The following is a 16493-nucleotide window of genomic DNA, read 5'->3' as shown; positions in this document are numbered from 1 at the left end:
CCGCTGGTGCACAACGCATCCGCCAGCGGCTACAGGTGAATGGGTAGCAAGCAATGGAGTCCGGCGCGGGGGCAAAAGTTGCAGTTGTTTTACGCCCCCTTGGCGACCCCGGGGTAAAACCCGTAGCCCCTACAGTGTAAGATGGCGCCTATTTTACGCAGCAGGAATTTCCCATGAGTTTCAATCTGGCTAACAAGACCCTGGCCGAGCGCGCCGCCATCGAGGACGAGAAGTCCCGTCTGTTCGACCTGTGGCAGAGCAACCTGGGCAAGGCCAAGGGCGAGGCCGCGCGGCTGTTCGGCGAGCGTGGCAAGCGCAAGGGCAAGTGGGCCGAGTGGGTCCGCGCCGAGCTCGACGGCATGTCGCCGCCGGAGTACTCGAACATGGTGCGCAGTGAAGTCAATCGCCTGATGGCGGCGAACAAGTAAGGGCAAAACTCTCGACAATCGCCTCGCGTACCTTCACCAGCAGCGGATCGGTCTGCGGGCTGGTGCGCCAGCCCAGCTCGATCGGGTAGCGCGGCAGGGCCAGGGGGCAGGGCAGCAACTGCAGCCCGGTGAGTTCGGCGATGCGCCGGGCGGCATGGGCCGGAATGGTCGCCACCGCCTGGCTGCCCTTGAGCAGAAAGGGCAAGGCGGCAAAGTGCGTGGTCGAGGCGCACACCTGGCGGCTCAGCCCCAGGTTGGCCAAGCCTTCATCGGTAATCCCGATAAACCCCTGGGACGACACCAGCAGGTGTTCCCGTGCGACAAACTCCTCAAGATTGATCTGCTGTTGCCCGGGGGCCAGGCTGGCCGGGTCTGCCAGGCACAGGTAATGGCCTTCCCCCAGCACCTGGCGGCTGAGCAGGCGTTCGGCAAAGCCGCCGGCACTGATGGCCAGGTCGACGCTGCGCTGCAACAGCGCCTCGGCGACGATCTGGCTGTGGCTCTGGCGAAAGATCAGCCGCAGCTTCGGCGCCCGCCGGGCCACGGCCTCGATCATCTGCCGGCCATAGGCAATCTCGAAATCATCCGACAGCCCCAGCGTTACCGAGCGGCCCTGATAGTCGGCGGTGTCGGGGGCGACCATGGCCAGGCTCTGGCGGCATTTGTTCAAGGCTTCGCTGACCACGGGCTTCAACTGATTGGCCTTGAGGGTCGGCGCCAGCCCGCGCCCGGTACGCACGAACAGCGGGTCGCCATACAGCTCGCGCAGCCGGCGCAGGGCAGCGCTCATGGCCGACTGGGTCACCCCCAGGCGCAAGGCGCCGCGGCTGGCGCTGGACTCGTCATGCAGCGCCTCGAAAGCCTTGAGAAGGTTGAGGTCGACACTGGCGATATTCATCTGGTTCATATCATTAAGCACTGGAGTGGGGTTTATCGATGATCAGGGGCGGCAGCAGAATGGGCAACACCTGATTGCTCAAGGAGTCATCCCATGCCCAAGTCCGTTGTCGCTGCCCTGCAGATCGGGGCCTTGCCTGAAGGCAAGGCCGCCACCCTGGAACAGATCCTCTCGTACGAGGCCGCCATCATCGAAGCCGGCGCGCAGTTGGTGGTGATGCCCGAAGCGCTGCTGGGGGGCTACCCCAAGGGCGAAGGCTTCGGCACCCAGCTGGGCTATCGCCTGCCGGAGGGTCGCGAGGCCTTTGCCCGCTACTTCGCCAATGCCATCGAGGTCCCCGGGGTGGAAACCGATGCCCTGGCCGCGCTGTCCGCCCGTACCGGAGCCAACCTGGTGCTGGGTGTCATCGAGCGCAGTGGCAGCACCCTGTACTGCACGGCGCTGTATTTCGACCCGCAGCAGGGGCTTTCGGGCAAGCACCGCAAACTGATGCCCACCGGGACCGAACGCTTGATCTGGGGCAAGGGCGACGGCTCGACCCTGCCGGTGCTGGACACCCAGGTCGGCCGGGTGGGCGCGGTGATCTGCTGGGAAAACATGATGCCGCTGCTGCGTACCGCGATGTACGCCCAGGGCATCGAAGTCTGGTGTGCGCCCACGGTGGACGAGCGGGAAATGTGGCAGGTGAGCATGCGCCATATCGCTCACGAGGGGCGCTGCTTCGTGGTCAGCGCCTGTCAGGTGCAGGCCTCGCCCGAAGAGCTGGGTCTGGAGATTGCCAACTGGCCGGCCCAACGGCCGTTGATTGCCGGCGGCAGCGTGATCGTCGGGCCCATGGGGGACGTACTGGCCGGCCCCCTGGTGGGCCGGGCCGGGCTGATCAGCGCGCAGATCGATACCGCCGACCTGGTGCGGGCGCGCTATGACTACGACGTGGTCGGCCACTACGCCCGCCCGGATGTGTTCGAACTGACGGTGGACCAGCGCCCCCGTCCCGGGGTGCGCTTTACCTGAGCCGGCGCCATTGCTCGCGGGTGATTTCCCAGATGTCCACGGGGAATCGCCCACTGACGAACTCACCGTCCTCGGAGCGGATCAGGCGCATGCCCGCGCGTTCGGAAATCCGCCGCGAGCCCTGGTTCGGCGCGGCCTTGGGCACCCGCATCAAGGGCCGTTGCAGTACCTCGAACCAATAGTGGTCCACCACCTTGCAGGCCTCGCTCATGTAGCCCTGGCCCTGCCACGGCGGGGCCAGCCAGAAGCCGCGGTTGTTGTCGGCTTCGTCCATCAGGCTGATGCTGCCGATCATCTGCCCGGGGTTGCTGCGCAGGCGCAGCGTCCAGTGCCATTCCGTGCCCCGGGCCATCGCCGGCAGCGCCATGTCCCGCAGGAAGCTCAGGGCGCCGTCGGCCGGGTAGGGCCAGGGCACCAGGGCGTTGAGGTAGCGCACCACCTCCCACTGGGGGAATAGCTGCTGGATGGCGTCGGCGTCCGCCAGTTCCAGGGGGCGCAGCAGCAAGCGTTCGGTGCACAGCGCGGGCGTGGGGTGTGAGTCCATTGGCAAGCGATCCAAGGTGGCAAGAAGGCGTTGCATAGTCCCTGCAATGTCATCGGTCACGCAAGCCGTGATGGATTTGACGCGGCCCGGGCGCTGCCGTTGAATAGCCCCCTGGTTCAGCCCCGCGACTCCTGGAAACCCCCTGTGCTTAGAAACGTCACCGACATGGACCTGCGCCTGCTGCGGATTTTCTCCGTAGTGGTCAAGTGCGGCGGTTTCACCGCGGCCCAGGCCGAACTGAACATGAGCCAGTCCAATATCAGCATGCACATCTCCAGCCTGGAAAAACGCCTCGGCTATCGGCTGTGCGAGCGCGGCAAGGGCGGCTTTCGCCTGACCGAGAAGGGCCAGCGGATCCTGGCGGCGGCCCAGGCGCTGTTCGGCGCGGTGGAGGCGTTCAAGAGCGAGGCCCAGGAGTTGTCCGGGCGTTTGGTGGGGGATCTGTACCTGGGGCTGGCGGACAACATCGCCACCTTGACCGCGGCACGCATCGACGCGGCCATCGCGCGCTTCTATCGCCGCGAGCACGACCTGCACCTGCATGTGTTCATCAATTCGCCCACCGAGCTTGAGCGGGCGGTGATCGACGGCCAGTTGGACCTGGCCATTTCCTATTTCAGCCGCAGCCTGCCGACCCTCGACTATCAGCCGCTTTACGCCGAGGAAATCGCCCTGTTCTGCGGCGCCTCGCACCCGCTGTTCCCTGTCCTGGAGCCAGAGCTTGCGCACATCAAGGCCTGTGACTGGATCAAGCACGGTTTCCTGCCCGCCAACCAGGTGCTGCCGGTAACGCCCCAGCGCGCCTCGGCCACCGCCTACCACATGGAGGCGGTGGTCCACGGGGTACTGGCGGGCACCCACCTGGGCTACCTGCCCAGCCACTATGCCCAGCCCTGGGTCGCGGCCGGGCAGATGCGCGTGCTGCACCCCGAGACGCTGCGCTACGAGGTGCAGCACAGCATGATCACCCACGCCGGGCATGCCCGTGGCGAAGCGCTGAAGGCCTTTATCGCCGACCTGCTGGCAGAGCATGGCGGCTGATCCCGCGCTTCAGCCCAGGCAGCGGGTCAGGTGCTTGATCGACTGATAGGCAGCCAGCCCCCAGGGGCCCAGTTCCCGCCCGATGCCGCTGCCCTTGGTGCCGCCCCAGGAGGTTTCGACGAACACCGCCTGCAGTGAATTGATCCACACGTGGCCCACGTCCAGGGCGGCGGCGACCCGTTCGGCGCGCTGCAGATCGGCGCTGATCACAGTGGCCACCAGGCCGAATGCGCTGTCGTTGGCCAGGGCCAGGGCCTGTGCTTCGTCACTGAAACGGCGCATGCACAGCACCGGGCCGAAGATCTCCTCTTGCCACAACCTGCTGCTGGTGGGCACATCGGTGTACACCGTGGGCGCCACGAACCAGCCCGGCCCGGGCAGGGCATGGCCGCCCACCAGGCATTCCAGGCCCTCGTTCCTGGCCTGTTCCAGGTAGGTGCACACTGTGCGCCACTGGGCCTGGCAACTCAGGGGGCCCATGTCCACTTACTGCTCCAGGGGGTTGCCGACCCGCATGGCCAGCAGGGCACTGCGCAACCGCTGCAGCAAAGCATCGGCAATCGACTCGTGGACCAGCAGGCGCGAGGTGGCCGAGCACATCTGCCCGGCGTTCCAGCAAAAGCCGCCGATGATCCAGTGCACTGCCTGGTCCAGGTCGGCGTCGGCGAATACCAGGATCGGCGACTTGCCCCCCAGCTCCAGCGTCAGTGGCCGGCAGAAGGCGGCGGAGCTGGCCATCACTCGCTGGCCGGTGGCAGTGCTGCCGGTGAACGACAGCTTGTCCAGCCCCGGATGCTGGCTCAGGGCTGCGCCGGTTTCGCCGGCGCCGGCCACCAGGTTCAACACGCCCGCCGGCAAGCCCAGGGCGTCGGCGATTTCGCCGTAGACCTGCTCGATCAGAGGCGTCACTTCCGAGGGCTTGAGCACCAACGTGCAGCCCGCGGCCAGGGCCGGGGCCAGCTTCCAGGCACTGGTGACCAGGGGGAAGTTCCAGGGCACGATCAGCCCCACCACGCCCAGGGCCTCGAACCTGCAGTGGGCACTGAAGCCCGGAGCCTGCAAGGGCACCGGTTGATCCTGGCGGGCGTCCAGCTGGGCAGCGAGGCCGGCGTAGTAGTCGAAGGTGGCGATGGCGTCGTCCAGGTCCAGTTCGGCTTCGTGCCGCGGCTTGCCGTTATTGCGCATCTGCAGGGCGATCAGCCCTTCGCGGCGTTGCTGCAGGTGCCGGGCGAAGCCTTGCAGGTACTCGGCTCGCCGGGCGCCGCTGAGGCTGCGCCACCCGGGCAGGGCCCGGCGCGCGGCCTGCACCGCCAGGTTCACCTGATGGGCGCTGGCCGCCGGTACCTGGGCCATGATTTGGCCCAGGGACGGGTCATGCACCGGCATCGGCGCGCCGTCGCCATCGACCCAGTGGCCGTCGATAAACAGGGCCGGTTTCATGGGCGGGCTCCTGGCAGGACGCCGTGCACGGCGTTGCGGAAGATCTGGCTGTAGTCGGCGGCGCTCAGCGGTCGGGCATTGGTGTCGGAGGACGAAATATCCGCCAGGGCCTGGGCCCCGACCCACTCGGCTTCATGGCTGTCCAGGCCGATATCCGCCAGGCAGTGGGGGATGCCCAGCTCGGCGCGCAGGGCCAGGATCCAGTCCAGGAACCCCTGGAAATCCCCCCGGGGCAAGTCCAGGTAACGGGCCAGGCGCCCGATCTCCTCGGCAATCACCGGCTGGTTGGCCACCAGCACATAGGGCAGGAGGACGGCATTGAGCAGGCCATGGTGACGGTGATAGCGGGCGCCCAGCGGGTGGGCCAGGGCGTGGACGCCACCCAGGCCCTTCTGGAAGGCCACCGCAGCCATCGCCGAGGCCACCAGCATGCCTTCCCGGGCGTTCAGGTCCTGGCCATGGCTCACTGCCCGGCGCAGGTGCTGCTGCACCAGGCGCATGCCTTCCACGGCAATCGCGCTGGACATCGGGTGGTACAGCGGCGAGCAGAACGCCTCGATATGGTGGGTCAGGGCATCCATGCCGGTGGCGGCGGTCAGCGCGGGCGGCAGGCCGCGGGTTAGCAGCGGGTCGAGGATCACGCAGGCGGGCAGCATTTCGGGGTGGCTGATGACCCGCTTGACCTGCTGCTGGCTGTCGGTCAGTACCGCTTCGCGGCCCAGTTCGGAGCCGGTGCCGGCAGTGGTGGGCAGGGCGATCAGGGGCGGCAGGCCCAGGCGCGGAAAGTCACTGAGGCTCGGGTAATGCTCGATCACCCGGGACCACTCGAAACGCTGCAGCCCTTGCGGGTCCACGGCGGCCAGGGCGATGCCCTTGGCGGCGTCCATGGCGCTGCCGCCGCCCAGGGCGATCAGCGAGTCGTGGCCGCCGGCCCTGAAGGCTTGGACGCCGCGCTGCACATCGTCCAGGCTCGGGTTGCTGGCCAGCTCGGCAAATACCGCAAAGCCCTGGCGGCTCTGCTCCAGATGCGCGGTCAACAGGCCAAAGGGTTCCAGTTCGAGCATGCCCGGGTCGGTGACCAGCAAGGGCCTGGCCATGCCCAGCAGGGCGCAGCGCTGGGCCAGGCCGTGCAGGGCCTCGGCGCCGCAGAAGATCTCGGTGGGGTAGTTCCAGTAGTGGATGGACGGGGGCATCGATGGTCTCCAGAAACATCAGGCGTGAAGCGGCCGGCGCAGCAGGCGCCGGGCCAGTAGCGGGCAGGGAATGCGCTGTCGCTGACAGCGCATGAGGATTCAGCCGCGGTCGGATGCGCTGCTGTCGCGGCGCAGGTAGGGCTTGGCCAGGACCATGTAGATCAGGCCCAGCACGGCCAGGGTCGAGAACACCAGCACCACTGCCCAGACCTGGAACCAGGGCGCTCCGGACGGCGCCAGGGATTCCCGGGGCCAGGCCACGTTGACGCTCTCGAACAGCAGCCAGACAAAGGCCGCGAGGTTCACCGGCAGGCCCCAGCGGCCGAGGTTGAAGACCCCGGCGTCGGGCCGCCAGCGGCCACGCAGGCGATGGATCAGGGCGCAACCGATCACGATCAGGAACACCATGAAGAAGCCCCCGCTGCCGAAGGCGATCAGGGTGCCCACGGCCGTGGCGTTCAGGCCCAGGGCCAGGCCGAAACTGGCGAACAGGGTGCAAAGGAGCATGGCGGCGAAGGGCACCTTGCGCCCATCCACCCGGCGCAGGAACGCCGAGGCGGGCAGGATCGAGTCCCGGGCCATGCCGAATACCGCGCGGCCGATATAGGTCTGCACCGAGACCACGCAGGCAATGAACGCCACCAGTACTACGCCGACGAAGGGCCGCTCGGCCCAGGCGCCAAAGGCATCCACCACCGCCGGGGTGACCGGGTCCACCACCTGGCCGGCCACCAGGCCCGCGGTGTCGGTGAACGACAGGGTCACGGCAAAGGCGGTGAGCATCACCGTCAGCCCCACCAGCAGCATCGAGCGCAGGATGGCCCGCGGCGTGGAGGTACGGGCATCGGCGGTTTCCTCGGACACCTGGGAGCAGGCATCGAAGCCGAGAAAGGCCCAGCCGCCCACTGCCATCGCGGTGACGAAGCCGCTCAGGTAGGTGCCATCGCTGCTGACGCTGTTACCCAGGCCTTCCAGCAGCAGCGACCAGGAGTGGTTGCGAAAGAACAGCAGCAACAGCACGCCGATGCCGATGGAGGCGATGGCTTCGGCGATGATCCCGGCGTTGACGAAGTACTTCAGCGGGTTGATCCCCAACAGGTTGACCCCCAGCCCCAACGCCAGCAGCACGGCGCCGCTGGCCACCTGGGCATTGGCCGAAGGCGGCGTGCCGGTGACGAACAGCCACAGCCAGAACCCGCCCAGGTAGGCCACGGTGGTCAGGGAAGCCAGGGCCGAGGCCAGGTACATGAAGCCGGTGAACCAGGCCCAGCGGTCTCCAGCCAGGCGCTTGACCCATTGATAGCATCCGCCGGCCAGGGGGTACTGCGAGGCGAGTTCGGCATAGACCAGCGCCACCAGCATCTGCAGGGCCAGGCACAGGGGCACGATCCAGACCCAGGACGGGCCGGTGCTCATGGCGCCCAGGGCCATCACCGAATAGATCCCCACCACTGGCGAGACCGTGGCAAAGCCCACGGAGAACGACGACCACAGGGACAGGCCGCGGTGCAGCTCCTGGCGATAGCCCTGGTGGTGCAGCAAGTGTTCATCGGTGCCCGGAGCGGGCAGGAAGTCAGTCATGGCGCACCTCGTTCAAGGGGCGGGCGCCACGATGCAGGCCGACGCAAGGGCGGCGTGATGGGGTAGTTGACATAGCGGTTCCTGGAGTCGGCAGATCAGATTGTTATTGGGATGGCCTTTAGCTGTTGTTTTTGGCGTACCGACATTGCCTGGCCTGCAGCAGCAGGCCAGGACGAGCTTACGGCGGGCAAACATCAAGATGAATACATGGATTGGTAAGCTGGCATCTGCATTTGCTGATGTTTTGCAGGGGCCGGCGACTGCCCGGCCAGCGCCAGGCATCGAGGGGATATCAGCGGGAAGCGTGGTGCTTGCCCAGCTCCAGCCGTTCACCGAGAAAGTCGACGAACACCCGCAGCTTGGGCAGCAGGTGACGGCTGCTGGGCCAGAGGATGGAGAACTTGCCGCGCTCTTGCTGGTAGTCGTCCAGTACCGCGACCAGCCTGCCATCGGCCAGGGCCCCGCAGACCACGAACTCGGGCACGTAGGCGATGCCCAGGCCCTGGGTGGCGGCGTGGATCAGCGATTCCAGGTTGTTGCTGGTCAGGGCACTGCCCAGCACCAGCGGCGGGGCTCCGTCGGGCAGGCGCAGGCTCCATTGCTGCAGCAAGCTGCCGCCGGGGAACTTGTAGCGCAGGCAGGCGTGCTGCTCCAGGTCCCGGGGCGTGCGCGGGGTGCCGCGCCGGGCGAAGTAGCCGGGGGCGCCGACCAGCACGAAGCCGAAGGGCCCCAGGTTCCTGGACTTGAGTTGCGAGTCCGGCAGCTCGCCACTGCGGATCACCGCGTCCACGCCTTCGGCGATCACGTCGATCAGCCGGTCGTTGAAGTCCAGGTCCAGCTCGATGTCCGGGTAGCGCGCGGAAAACTCCGGGAGGATCGGCAGCAGCATCCGATAGCCGATGGCCGGCAGGCTGACCCGCAGCCGGCCTCGGGGCTTGTCGCTGATCCGCGCCAGTTCGGCCTCGGCCTCCTGGACTTCGGCGACGATGCGCTGGCCGCGCTCATAGAACAGCGCGCCTTCATCGGTCAGGCTGATGCGCCGGGTGCTGCGGTTCAGCAGGCGCACGCCAAGGCGCTGCTCCAGGCGCGCCAGGGCCTTGCCCACCGCCGAGGCAGACAGCCCCAGGCGCTCGCCGGCGCCCACCAGGCTGCCGCTCTGGACCACGCTGACAAACACCTGCAAGCCGTTTAGGTTGTCCATCGTTCACCTCGATTGCAGCGTTTTTGTCCGTAAAGAGCGGAAGAATGCCCTGTTTTTCAGTGATTGCGGCATACCTACCATGGATTTTTCTTAGCCCACCCCTGGTTGCCAGGGCTTGAGAGGTCCGTGTGAATCCCGAACTCGAATTACCCCTGGGGCAGGCCGCCCAAAGTCGCCGGCAGTCCGCCCATGGCGTGCTGGCCGCGGTGTGCCTGGCGGCCCTGATGCTGCCCCTGACCTTTGTCGGGGTAGCGGTGGCGACCCCGGCCATCGGCCATGAACTGGGGGGCAGCCCGCTGGCCCTGAGCTGGACAACCAATGCCTTCATGCTGACTTTTGGCAGCGTGCTGATGGCCGCCGGCACCCTGGCCGACGAATTTGGCCGCAAGCGCCTGTTCAGCCTCGGCGTGGCGCTGTTCGGCCTGAGCTCCCTGGCCCTGGTGTTCGTGCCTTCGCTGCTGTGGCTGAACCTCTTGCGCGGGGTCCAGGGGCTGGCCGGTGCCGCCGCCCTGGCCGGTGGTTCGGCGGCCCTGGCCCAGGCCTTCGACGGCCCGGCGCGAACCCGTGCCTTCAGCCTGCTGGGCACCACCTTTGGTGTCGGCCTGGCGTTTGGCCCGATCCTCGCCGGGGTCCTGGTGGAACAGGCCGGCTGGCGCGGGATCTTTGTCTCCGGGGCGCTGATCGGCGGCCTGTCCCTGGCCTTTGGCGTGCCGCGCATGCAAGAGTCCCGCGACCCCGACGCCCAGGGCGTGGACTGGCCCGGCACCCTGAGTTTCACCCTGGCGCTGGTGCTGCTGACCTGGGGCATCCTGCAGGCCCCGCAAAACGGCTGGAGCAGCCCTTGGGTTCTGCTGTTGCTGGCGGGGGTGCTGCTGGCACTGTGGCTGTTCATCGTCGTCGAGCGGCGTGCAGCGCGGCCGATGCTGGATCTGTCGCTGTTTCGCTATCCGCGTTTTGTCGGGGTGCAGGTGCTGCCCATCGCCACCTGCTATTGCTACGTGGTGCTGCTGATCCTGTTGCCGATCCGCTTTATCGGCGTCGAAGGCTACAGCGCCATCGATGCCGGGCTGCTGATGCTTGCCCTGTCGGCGCCGATGCTGGTGGTGCCGTTCGCCGCGGGCTGGCTCAGCCGCTGGTGCAGCGCCGGCAACCTGTCGAGCCTGGGCCTGTTGCTGGCTGCCGCCGGGCTGTGGTGGCTGAGCCGGATCGCTGCGGGCCAGGCGCCGGCCGATCGGATCTGGCCGCTGCTGCTGATCGGCCTCGGCAGCGGGCTGCCCTGGGGGCTGATGGACGGCTTGTCGGTGAGCGTGGTGCCCAAGGAGCGCGCGGGCATGGCCAGCGGCATCTTCAGCACCACCCGGGTGGCCGGCGAGGGCATTGCCCTGGCCCTGGTGGTGGCGCTGCTGGCGGGGCTGCTGCAGCACGCCCTGGCGGATCAGGCGCTGCCCGCCGAGACGTTGATGGGGGCTGCCCGGCAACTGGCCGGGGGTGACCTGCCCGGTACTCTGGCGGCCTTGCCGGCGCTGGGCCGGGAGGGGTTGCTGGCCCTGTACGGGCAGGCTTTCAGCCAGTTGTTGCAGGTGCTGACCCTGATGACCCTGCTGGCGGCGCTGGTGGTCTGGGTGACGCTGCGCGAGCCGCGCCAGCCAGGGCCGCCAGCGGCTTGATCAGCGGAACTCGAAGAATTCGTAGTGCAGGTTGCCTTGGGGAATCCGGCACTCGCTCATCAGTTCCCGAACCTGGCCCAGCAAGCCCTTGGGCCCGCAGAAGCTGACCTGGATCTGCTGCGGATCGGTTTCGGCCGCGGTGCGCTTGAGGGTCTGGGCCAGGGGCTCGGTGCCGCCGCAGTTGGCCACGAAGTTCACTCCACGGGCCTGGGCCATGCCCTGCAGGGTGTCGACACTGGGGAAGGCCCGGGACGGGTTGTAGCAGTACACCAGGGTGGCCTTGTCGAACTGCCCGGCAGCTTCATCCTGCAGCCAGGAAATAAATGGCGAGATGCCCACGCCACCGCCGATCCAGATTTCCCGGGCAGCCGCCTGCGGCCGCTTGAAACGCCCATAGGGCGCGTAGATGTCCGCTCGCATGCCGACCTTGACCTGGCGGCGCAGGCGTTGGGTGTAGTCCCCCAGGGCGCGGATCACGAATTCGATGCGCCCGTCATGGGCCTGGGCGCTGGCGATGGTGAACGGATGGGGTTCGCGCAGGCCTTTTTCCTGCATCGAGAGGAAGGCGAACTGCCCGGCCTTGAAAGGAAAGCCCCGGCCCTGGGGAATCAGCTCCAGGTGCAGGGAGTTCTTCTCCACCCGGACCGCCGTCACCTGGTACTCGCCGGCCTTGGCCACCAGGGGGTAGAGCAGCAGCTTGTACAGGGCGCCGAGCACGCCGAGGACGCAGAGCAGAGCCAGCCAGATACCCGAGGGCGAATCCAGGGTGATGGGCGATTTGAAGCTCAGCCAGTGCAGGATGACGATCAGGAACAGCGGGCCGGAGAGCTTGTGCCACCAGCGCCACTGGCTGTAGGGAATGTTGCGGTTCAGTGCCAGCAGCACGATCAGGCCCAGGGCCACGTAGCTCAGCTGGCGGACCAGGCGCGTCCAGTATTTGGACAGTTCGAGGATCGGCACGCTGTTCCATTCATCCAGGTTGGCCTTGAACACCAGGTGGTAGCTGGCGAATGCCAGGGCCCAGATGCCCAGCCATTTGTGCGCCTCGTAGACCCGGTCAAGGCCGCCGAACAGCCGTTCGACCCAGCCCCAGCGGCTGGCCAGCAGGCAGGACATCGCCATGTAGGCCAGGGCTGCGGTGCCCAGGACCATGCTCAGGGTGGCCGAGGTCAGCCAGGTGGCGGAAGGGATCTCCAGCAGCAGGGTGACCGTGGTGATCAGCAGGATGCCGACAAGTGTGTGCCAGGTTTTCAAAGTGCATGACTCCGGTGAGGAAATGCCGTCATGGCGCAGCAAAGGGCGCGATGCATAAAGTGGATATGACAGGTTCAAAGCCAAAGGCTGGGTGGAATGTTAACGCTTTGGCGAGTATTCGTGGTGATCTGGGTCATCGGCCTGGCGCCGATAAAGTGTTGAAAATGATCGACTATCACTCGCATTCCGATTCCCCGGCCACCGCTTGCGCAGGCGCTGGCAGGCGGCCAAGGGCCCCTGAACCGGGCAGTGCTCTTGCGGGCGCCTTCGCTGGCAAGCCAGCTCCTACAGGGTTGTGGGAAAGGTCAACGCGCTTGTAGGAACCGGCTTGCCGGCGAAAGGGCCCCTGAGCCGGGCGTCAGCCTCTTAACCGCCTTCGCTGGCAAGCCAGCTCCTACAGGGTTGTGGGAAAGGTCAACGCACTTGTAGGAGCCGGCTTGCCGGCGAAAGGGCCTCCAAGCCGGATGCCAGCCTCGTAAACGCCTTCTACAGGTGTTGCTTGCGGCGAGTGGCGGCTTCGCGGACGGCGGGGATGATCCAGCGCCCATAGTCGACGGTGTCGTAATAAGGGTCGTAGCCACGGTTGAGGAAGGTGGTCACGCCCAGGTCGACGTAGTCCAGCAGGGCCTGGGCCACGGTCTCCGGCGTGCCCACCAGGGCCGTGGTGTCGCCGTAGGCGCCAACGGCGCTGGCGGTGGGCATCCACAGGGCGCGGTCATGGCGGTCGCCGCGGGCTGCGGCCGCCAGCAGGCGTTCGGAGCCGGTGCCCTTGAGGCGCTTCTGCCAGGGGCTGCCGGCGGCGAACTGCGGGTTGGCGCGGATCTGCGCCAGGATCTGTTCGGCCCGTTGCCAGGCCAATTCCTCGGTGGCCCCCAGGATCAGCCGCACCGAGAGGCTGACCCGGGGCGCGGCCACCCCCGCGGCGCTGGCCGCGGCCTTGAGTTTGCCGATCTGTTCGGCTACCCCCTCCAGGGGCTCGCCCCACAGGGCGTAGAGGTCGGCGTGCTTGACCGCGATCTGGTAGGCGATGTCCGAGGAGCCGCCAAAAGAGATGGGGATGTGCGGCTGCTGCAGCGGCTTGACCGGGGAAAACGCGCCCTTGAGGTTGAAGTAGCGGCCTTCGAAGTCGAAGGGTTCTTCGGCGGTCCAGGTGCGGCGCACGATCTCCAGGTACTCGTCGGTGCGTCGATAGCGCTCGGTCTTGTCCAGCAGGGTGTCGCCTTCCTGGGGCTCGGCGGTGATGCCGGTAATGGCATGCAGGCGGATGCGCCCGCCGCCGGTGGTGTGGTCCAGGGTGGCGAAGGCCCGGGCCGCCACGGTGGGGGCGCTGAGGGCCGGGCGGTGGGCAATCATGAAGCCCAGGCGCTCGGTGTGGGCCGCGGCGTAGGCGGCAATCTGCAGGCTGTCGGCGCTGCCCGGGCCGCTGGCGATCAGCACTCGGTCAAAGCCCGCGTGTTCGTGGGCGCGCGCGTGCTCGCGGATGAATGCCAGGTCGAAGTCCGGGCTGCGCACGCCGCGGGTTTCGGACCATTGGCGGGGAAAGATCATGCCGACGAATTCAATGCTCATGGGGAGTGTCCTGAGGTCGCAGAAGAAGGAAAGTGCCTAGAAGCGGTAGTCCACCTGGGCCAGCACGGTGCGTCCGGGCATGGGCTGCAGGAAGGTATTGGTGGAGCCGGCCAGGCCGCTGACGAAGTTCAACTCGTTGGTCAGGTTGAGCACCCGCAGGGTGGTGCTCCACTGGGGCTGGCGGTAGTACAGGGCCAGGTCGAGGTTGTATTCGTCGGGGACCTTCACCGTTTTGCTCAGGTTCAGGTACCAGCTGCTGGTCCACCAGCCGGAGAGCTCGGCGCCAAAGCCCGAGTCGAAGCGGTAGTCGAGGTAGCCGCTGGCGGTGTACTCGGGGATCTGCACCGCGTCGAAGCGCCCGGAGGGCCGCTGGTTGAGGCTGTTGTTGTCGCCGAACACGGTGCCGTTGTCGGGGATGAACCCGGCGGAGGCGAAGCCGGCCTGGGAGGTGAATTCGTTGTAGGCGCTGAGCCGGGACAGGTTGAGGCCGCTGCGCAGGTGCGGGTCTGGCTGGTAGCGCAGGGTCGCCTCGGTGCCCTTGATGATCAGCCGGGCGATGTTGTTGTTGCTGTCCGGGGACTGGTCCCGGGCCTGCTTGAAGGTGGCCAGGGTCATGAACAGCTGGTCGGGGATGGCTTCGACCTTCAGCCCCAGTTCATGCAGCACGCTCAGGCTCTGGAACGCCAGGGGGTTGAGCTGGTTGGCGCCACTGCCGCTGCCCCAGCCCAGGCCGTTGGAGAAGAACCCGGTGTTGACCGCCAGGGAGCGGTCGAAGGTGTAGTACAGGGTGCTGTTCTCGGTGGGTTTGACGTAGGGGCTGACCTGGAACGCGAACAGCCGGTAATTGTGGCTGTCGCGCCGGTCGCTGCCACCTGCAAGGACGAAGGGGTTGTCGATCCGGGCGTCGATCCAGCTGCGGCTGGCACCGATGTTCAGGCCCACCCGCTCGCCCAGGCGCAGGTTGTGCTGGCTGAACAGGGTCTTGGTGGTCCAGGTGCTTTCGGCGGTGTAGGGCGCCAGGGATTCGGCGTACAGGCCGTGGCCGGCGGGGTACATGGCCGCCAGGTTGAGCCAGCCGTAGTAGTTGGAGTATTGCGGCACCCCGGGTTGGCCGATCCAGGCGCCGTTGCCGCCGGCCGGGTTGCTGCCGGTGAGCCCCAGCAGGTCGCCGGGGTTCTTGCCCGAAGGGTCCAGGGTCAGGTCGTAGGCGTTGATGGTGGAGCCGAAATGATTGTTGGCGGCGATCGACTGGTTGAACTCGCGGCGGTAGATCAGCCCGCTATTGCTGTCGTCCCGCAGGGCCAGGCCGCCGATCCGGGTTTCATTGCCCGAGCGCAGCTCGAAGCGGTTGTCCAGCAGGTTGTCCCGGGATTGCACCTGGAACGCCCCGACTGCGTCGGTGAGGTCCCGGGAGCGCTGGTAGAAGGTGCTGTTGGCCAGGGTCACGCTGGGGGACAGGTCGCCCTCGATGCGCAGTTGGGTGGTAAAGCGCCGTGAACTGCTCTGGTCTTCGCCGCGCTGGCCGGCCTGTGGCGACAGGGAAGTCAAGCCGTTGCCCGCCAGGCTCGGGTCGTAGACCCAGCCGCGCAGGGTGCCGGGGCTGGCCTGGGTGTTGGGCGAGGCCGCCTGGAAGCTGCCATCCACCACGCTGTACTGGCCCTGGGCGTTGCGCTGGCGCTGCACCCAGCCCAGGGTCGGGGCATTGGCGGCACCGGAGGCCAGCACCGGCGACCACAGGGTATTGCCGTTCTGGATGATCGGCGTGGCGCGGCCGGCATAGTACTGGCCGCTGTCCACCAGTTGCTGGGTGGCGCGGTTCCAGCCGTGGGTGATGTTGTAGTCGTAGTAGTTGTCGTAGCTGGCGTTCCAGTCCACCCGTAGGTTGTCGTTGCGCCAGGCCAGGGCCCCGTAGAAGGCATCGAAATTGTTGTCGACGTTGTCGTAGTAGTCCTGCTGGCGCTGCTGGGTGATGCTCACCCGGTAGGCCAACTGGTCGCTCAGGGGGCCGGTGTTGTCGAGGCTGAATTTGCGCGAGTCGCGGGACTGGCCGTCCGGCACCCAGGCACCGAGCTCGCCGCTCAGACGGGTCTTGAACCCGCTGAAATCGGGTTTCTTGCTCAGGTAGTTGACGTAGCCGCCGCTGCCGGACACCGAACCGTAGGTCACCGAAGAAGGCCCGGCGACGATGTCCGCGCCCTCGTAGGCGTTGAAGTTGGCCGGATGGCGCACGCCATAGGCGCGTTGGCCGTCCTGGAACACTTCCGAGCCCTGGGCACGGAACTGCGGGGCGATACCGGCGTTCTGTCCGCCACCGCGGGTGATGCCCGGGGCGTACTTGACCAGGTCGTCGGCGCTGCGGATCGGGTCGTTGGCCAGTTGTTCGGCGTTGACCTGGGTGACCGAGCGCGGGGTGTCCAGGACCTTGGTTTCGGTGCCGCCATACACCGAGGTCGGTGGCCGGGTGGGCAGGGCATCGTCATCGGCCTGGCTGCTGGCCTGGACGGTGACGGTTTGCAACTGGGTATCGGCGGCGAAGAGCGGCGGCGCCAGGGAAGAAAACACCGTTACGGCCAGGGCCGGGCCGAATGCGGGGCGAGCGAAGGCGTTGGAGGGCATGGCACATGAGCCTCATATTGAATCGCATGAATGTTCTGTAGGAGCCG

Annotated in this window: 12 protein-coding genes and 1 pseudogene; 4 read left to right on the top strand and 9 right to left on the bottom strand. The window is 67.1% G+C overall.

Annotated elements, in window-relative coordinates:
- Positions 1–173: 173 nt before the first annotated feature.
- On the top strand, positions 174–428 hold the full coding sequence (locus tag AC1RCO_RS06235) for a hypothetical protein (protein WP_011061196.1): 255 nt from the start codon (positions 174–176) through the stop codon (positions 426–428).
- Here AC1RCO_RS06235 and AC1RCO_RS06230 read toward each other — a convergent pair.
- Positions 400–1335 (bottom strand): LysR family transcriptional regulator, encoded by a 936-nt coding sequence (locus AC1RCO_RS06230; protein WP_492617521.1) that lies wholly within the window; start codon positions 1333–1335, stop codon positions 400–402. The genes AC1RCO_RS06235 and AC1RCO_RS06230 overlap by 29 nt on opposite strands.
- An 84-nt stretch (positions 1336–1419) precedes the next feature.
- Here AC1RCO_RS06230 and AC1RCO_RS06225 point away from each other — a divergent pair, with 84 nt between their 5' ends.
- Positions 1420–2340, top strand: a complete 921-nt coding sequence (locus AC1RCO_RS06225; protein ID WP_011061198.1) for a carbon-nitrogen hydrolase family protein — start codon at positions 1420–1422, stop codon at positions 2338–2340.
- Here AC1RCO_RS06225 and AC1RCO_RS06220 read toward each other — a convergent pair.
- Entirely contained in the window at positions 2333–2884 is a 552-nt protein-coding gene (locus AC1RCO_RS06220) for a GNAT family N-acetyltransferase (protein ID WP_011061199.1), read from the bottom strand. The two genes, AC1RCO_RS06225 and AC1RCO_RS06220, sit on opposite strands and share 8 nt — an antisense overlap.
- 144 nt (positions 2885–3028) lie before the next feature.
- Between AC1RCO_RS06220 and AC1RCO_RS06215 the strand changes: the two genes are divergently transcribed.
- Complete coding sequence (locus tag AC1RCO_RS06215) at positions 3029–3925, top strand: LysR family transcriptional regulator (protein WP_492617520.1); 897 nt, start codon at positions 3029–3031, stop codon at positions 3923–3925.
- Between the two features lie 9 nt (positions 3926–3934).
- On the opposite strand, the pseudogene AC1RCO_RS06210 reads toward AC1RCO_RS06215, so the two are convergent.
- The 4 genes and pseudogenes from AC1RCO_RS06210 to AC1RCO_RS06195 all read right to left on the bottom strand — a co-directional run bounded on the left by AC1RCO_RS06210 (position 3935) and on the right by AC1RCO_RS06195 (position 9340).
- A pseudogene (locus AC1RCO_RS06210) lies at positions 3935–5365 on the bottom strand (aldehyde dehydrogenase family protein).
- Positions 5362–6558 carry an iron-containing alcohol dehydrogenase gene (locus AC1RCO_RS06205; protein WP_492617519.1) on the bottom strand — a complete coding sequence of 399 codons (1197 nt, stop codon included), beginning with the start codon at positions 6556–6558 and terminating at the stop codon, positions 5362–5364. The pseudogene AC1RCO_RS06210 and the gene AC1RCO_RS06205 overlap by 4 nt, the downstream one beginning before the upstream one ends.
- 99 nt (positions 6559–6657) lie before the next feature.
- Positions 6658–8139 (bottom strand): APC family permease, encoded by a 1482-nt coding sequence (locus AC1RCO_RS06200; protein WP_401332778.1) that lies wholly within the window; start codon positions 8137–8139, stop codon positions 6658–6660.
- 292 nt (positions 8140–8431) lie between these two features.
- Entirely contained in the window at positions 8432–9340 is a 909-nt protein-coding gene (locus tag AC1RCO_RS06195) for a LysR family transcriptional regulator (protein ID WP_492617518.1), read from the bottom strand.
- Positions 9341–9468: 128 nt separating this feature from the next.
- Between AC1RCO_RS06195 and AC1RCO_RS06190 the strand changes: the two genes are divergently transcribed.
- Complete coding sequence (locus tag AC1RCO_RS06190) at positions 9469–11007, top strand: MFS transporter (protein ID WP_492617517.1); 1539 nt, start codon at positions 9469–9471, stop codon at positions 11005–11007.
- On the opposite strand, the gene AC1RCO_RS06185 is transcribed toward AC1RCO_RS06190, so the two are convergent.
- The 3 genes from AC1RCO_RS06185 to AC1RCO_RS06175 all read right to left on the bottom strand — a co-directional run bounded on the left by AC1RCO_RS06185 (position 11008) and on the right by AC1RCO_RS06175 (position 16446).
- A complete protein-coding gene (locus AC1RCO_RS06185; protein WP_492617516.1) occupies positions 11008–12261 on the bottom strand; it encodes a ferredoxin reductase family protein in 1254 nt (417 codons plus the stop codon). It abuts the gene before it with no gap.
- Between the two features lie 486 nt (positions 12262–12747).
- Positions 12748–13830: an LLM class flavin-dependent oxidoreductase gene (locus AC1RCO_RS06180; protein WP_492617515.1), complete on the bottom strand. Its 1083-nt coding sequence runs from the start codon at positions 13828–13830 to the stop codon at positions 12748–12750.
- Between the two features lie 36 nt (positions 13831–13866).
- The gene (locus AC1RCO_RS06175) at positions 13867–16446 is read right to left on the bottom strand and encodes a TonB-dependent receptor plug domain-containing protein (RefSeq protein ID WP_065364007.1); all 2580 of its coding nucleotides are present in this window, start codon (positions 16444–16446) and stop codon (positions 13867–13869) included.
- Positions 16447–16493 lie beyond the last annotated feature (47 nt).

The sequence above is a fragment of the Pseudomonas sp. GW823-FHT03E05 genome (assembly GCF_058796855.1).
Note: the sequence above shows the minus strand (reverse complement) of the source record. Positions and strands in the feature narration are given on the sequence as shown.

Bases quoted from the DNA above. Each gene is read 5' to 3' on its own strand.
- AC1RCO_RS06235 (WP_011061196.1), top strand. From the start codon at position 174: ATGAGTTTCAATCTGGCTAACAAGACCCTGGCCGAGCGCGCCGCCATC.
- AC1RCO_RS06230 (WP_492617521.1), bottom strand. From the start codon at position 1,335: ATGAACCAGATGAATATCGCCAGTGTCGACCTCAACCTTCTCAAGGCT.
- AC1RCO_RS06225 (WP_011061198.1), top strand. From the start codon at position 1,420: ATGCCCAAGTCCGTTGTCGCTGCCCTGCAGATCGGGGCCTTGCCTGAA.
- AC1RCO_RS06220 (WP_011061199.1), bottom strand. From the start codon at position 2,884: ATGGACTCACACCCCACGCCCGCGCTGTGCACCGAACGCTTGCTGCTG.
- AC1RCO_RS06205 (WP_492617519.1), bottom strand. From the start codon at position 6,558: ATGCCCCCGTCCATCCACTACTGGAACTACCCCACCGAGATCTTCTGC.
- AC1RCO_RS06200 (WP_401332778.1), bottom strand. From the start codon at position 8,139: ATGACTGACTTCCTGCCCGCTCCGGGCACCGATGAACACTTGCTGCAC.
- AC1RCO_RS06195 (WP_492617518.1), bottom strand. From the start codon at position 9,340: ATGGACAACCTAAACGGCTTGCAGGTGTTTGTCAGCGTGGTCCAGAGC.
- AC1RCO_RS06180 (WP_492617515.1), bottom strand. From the start codon at position 13,830: ATGAGCATTGAATTCGTCGGCATGATCTTTCCCCGCCAATGGTCCGAA.
- AC1RCO_RS06175 (WP_065364007.1), bottom strand. From the start codon at position 16,446: ATGCCCTCCAACGCCTTCGCTCGCCCCGCATTCGGCCCGGCCCTGGCC.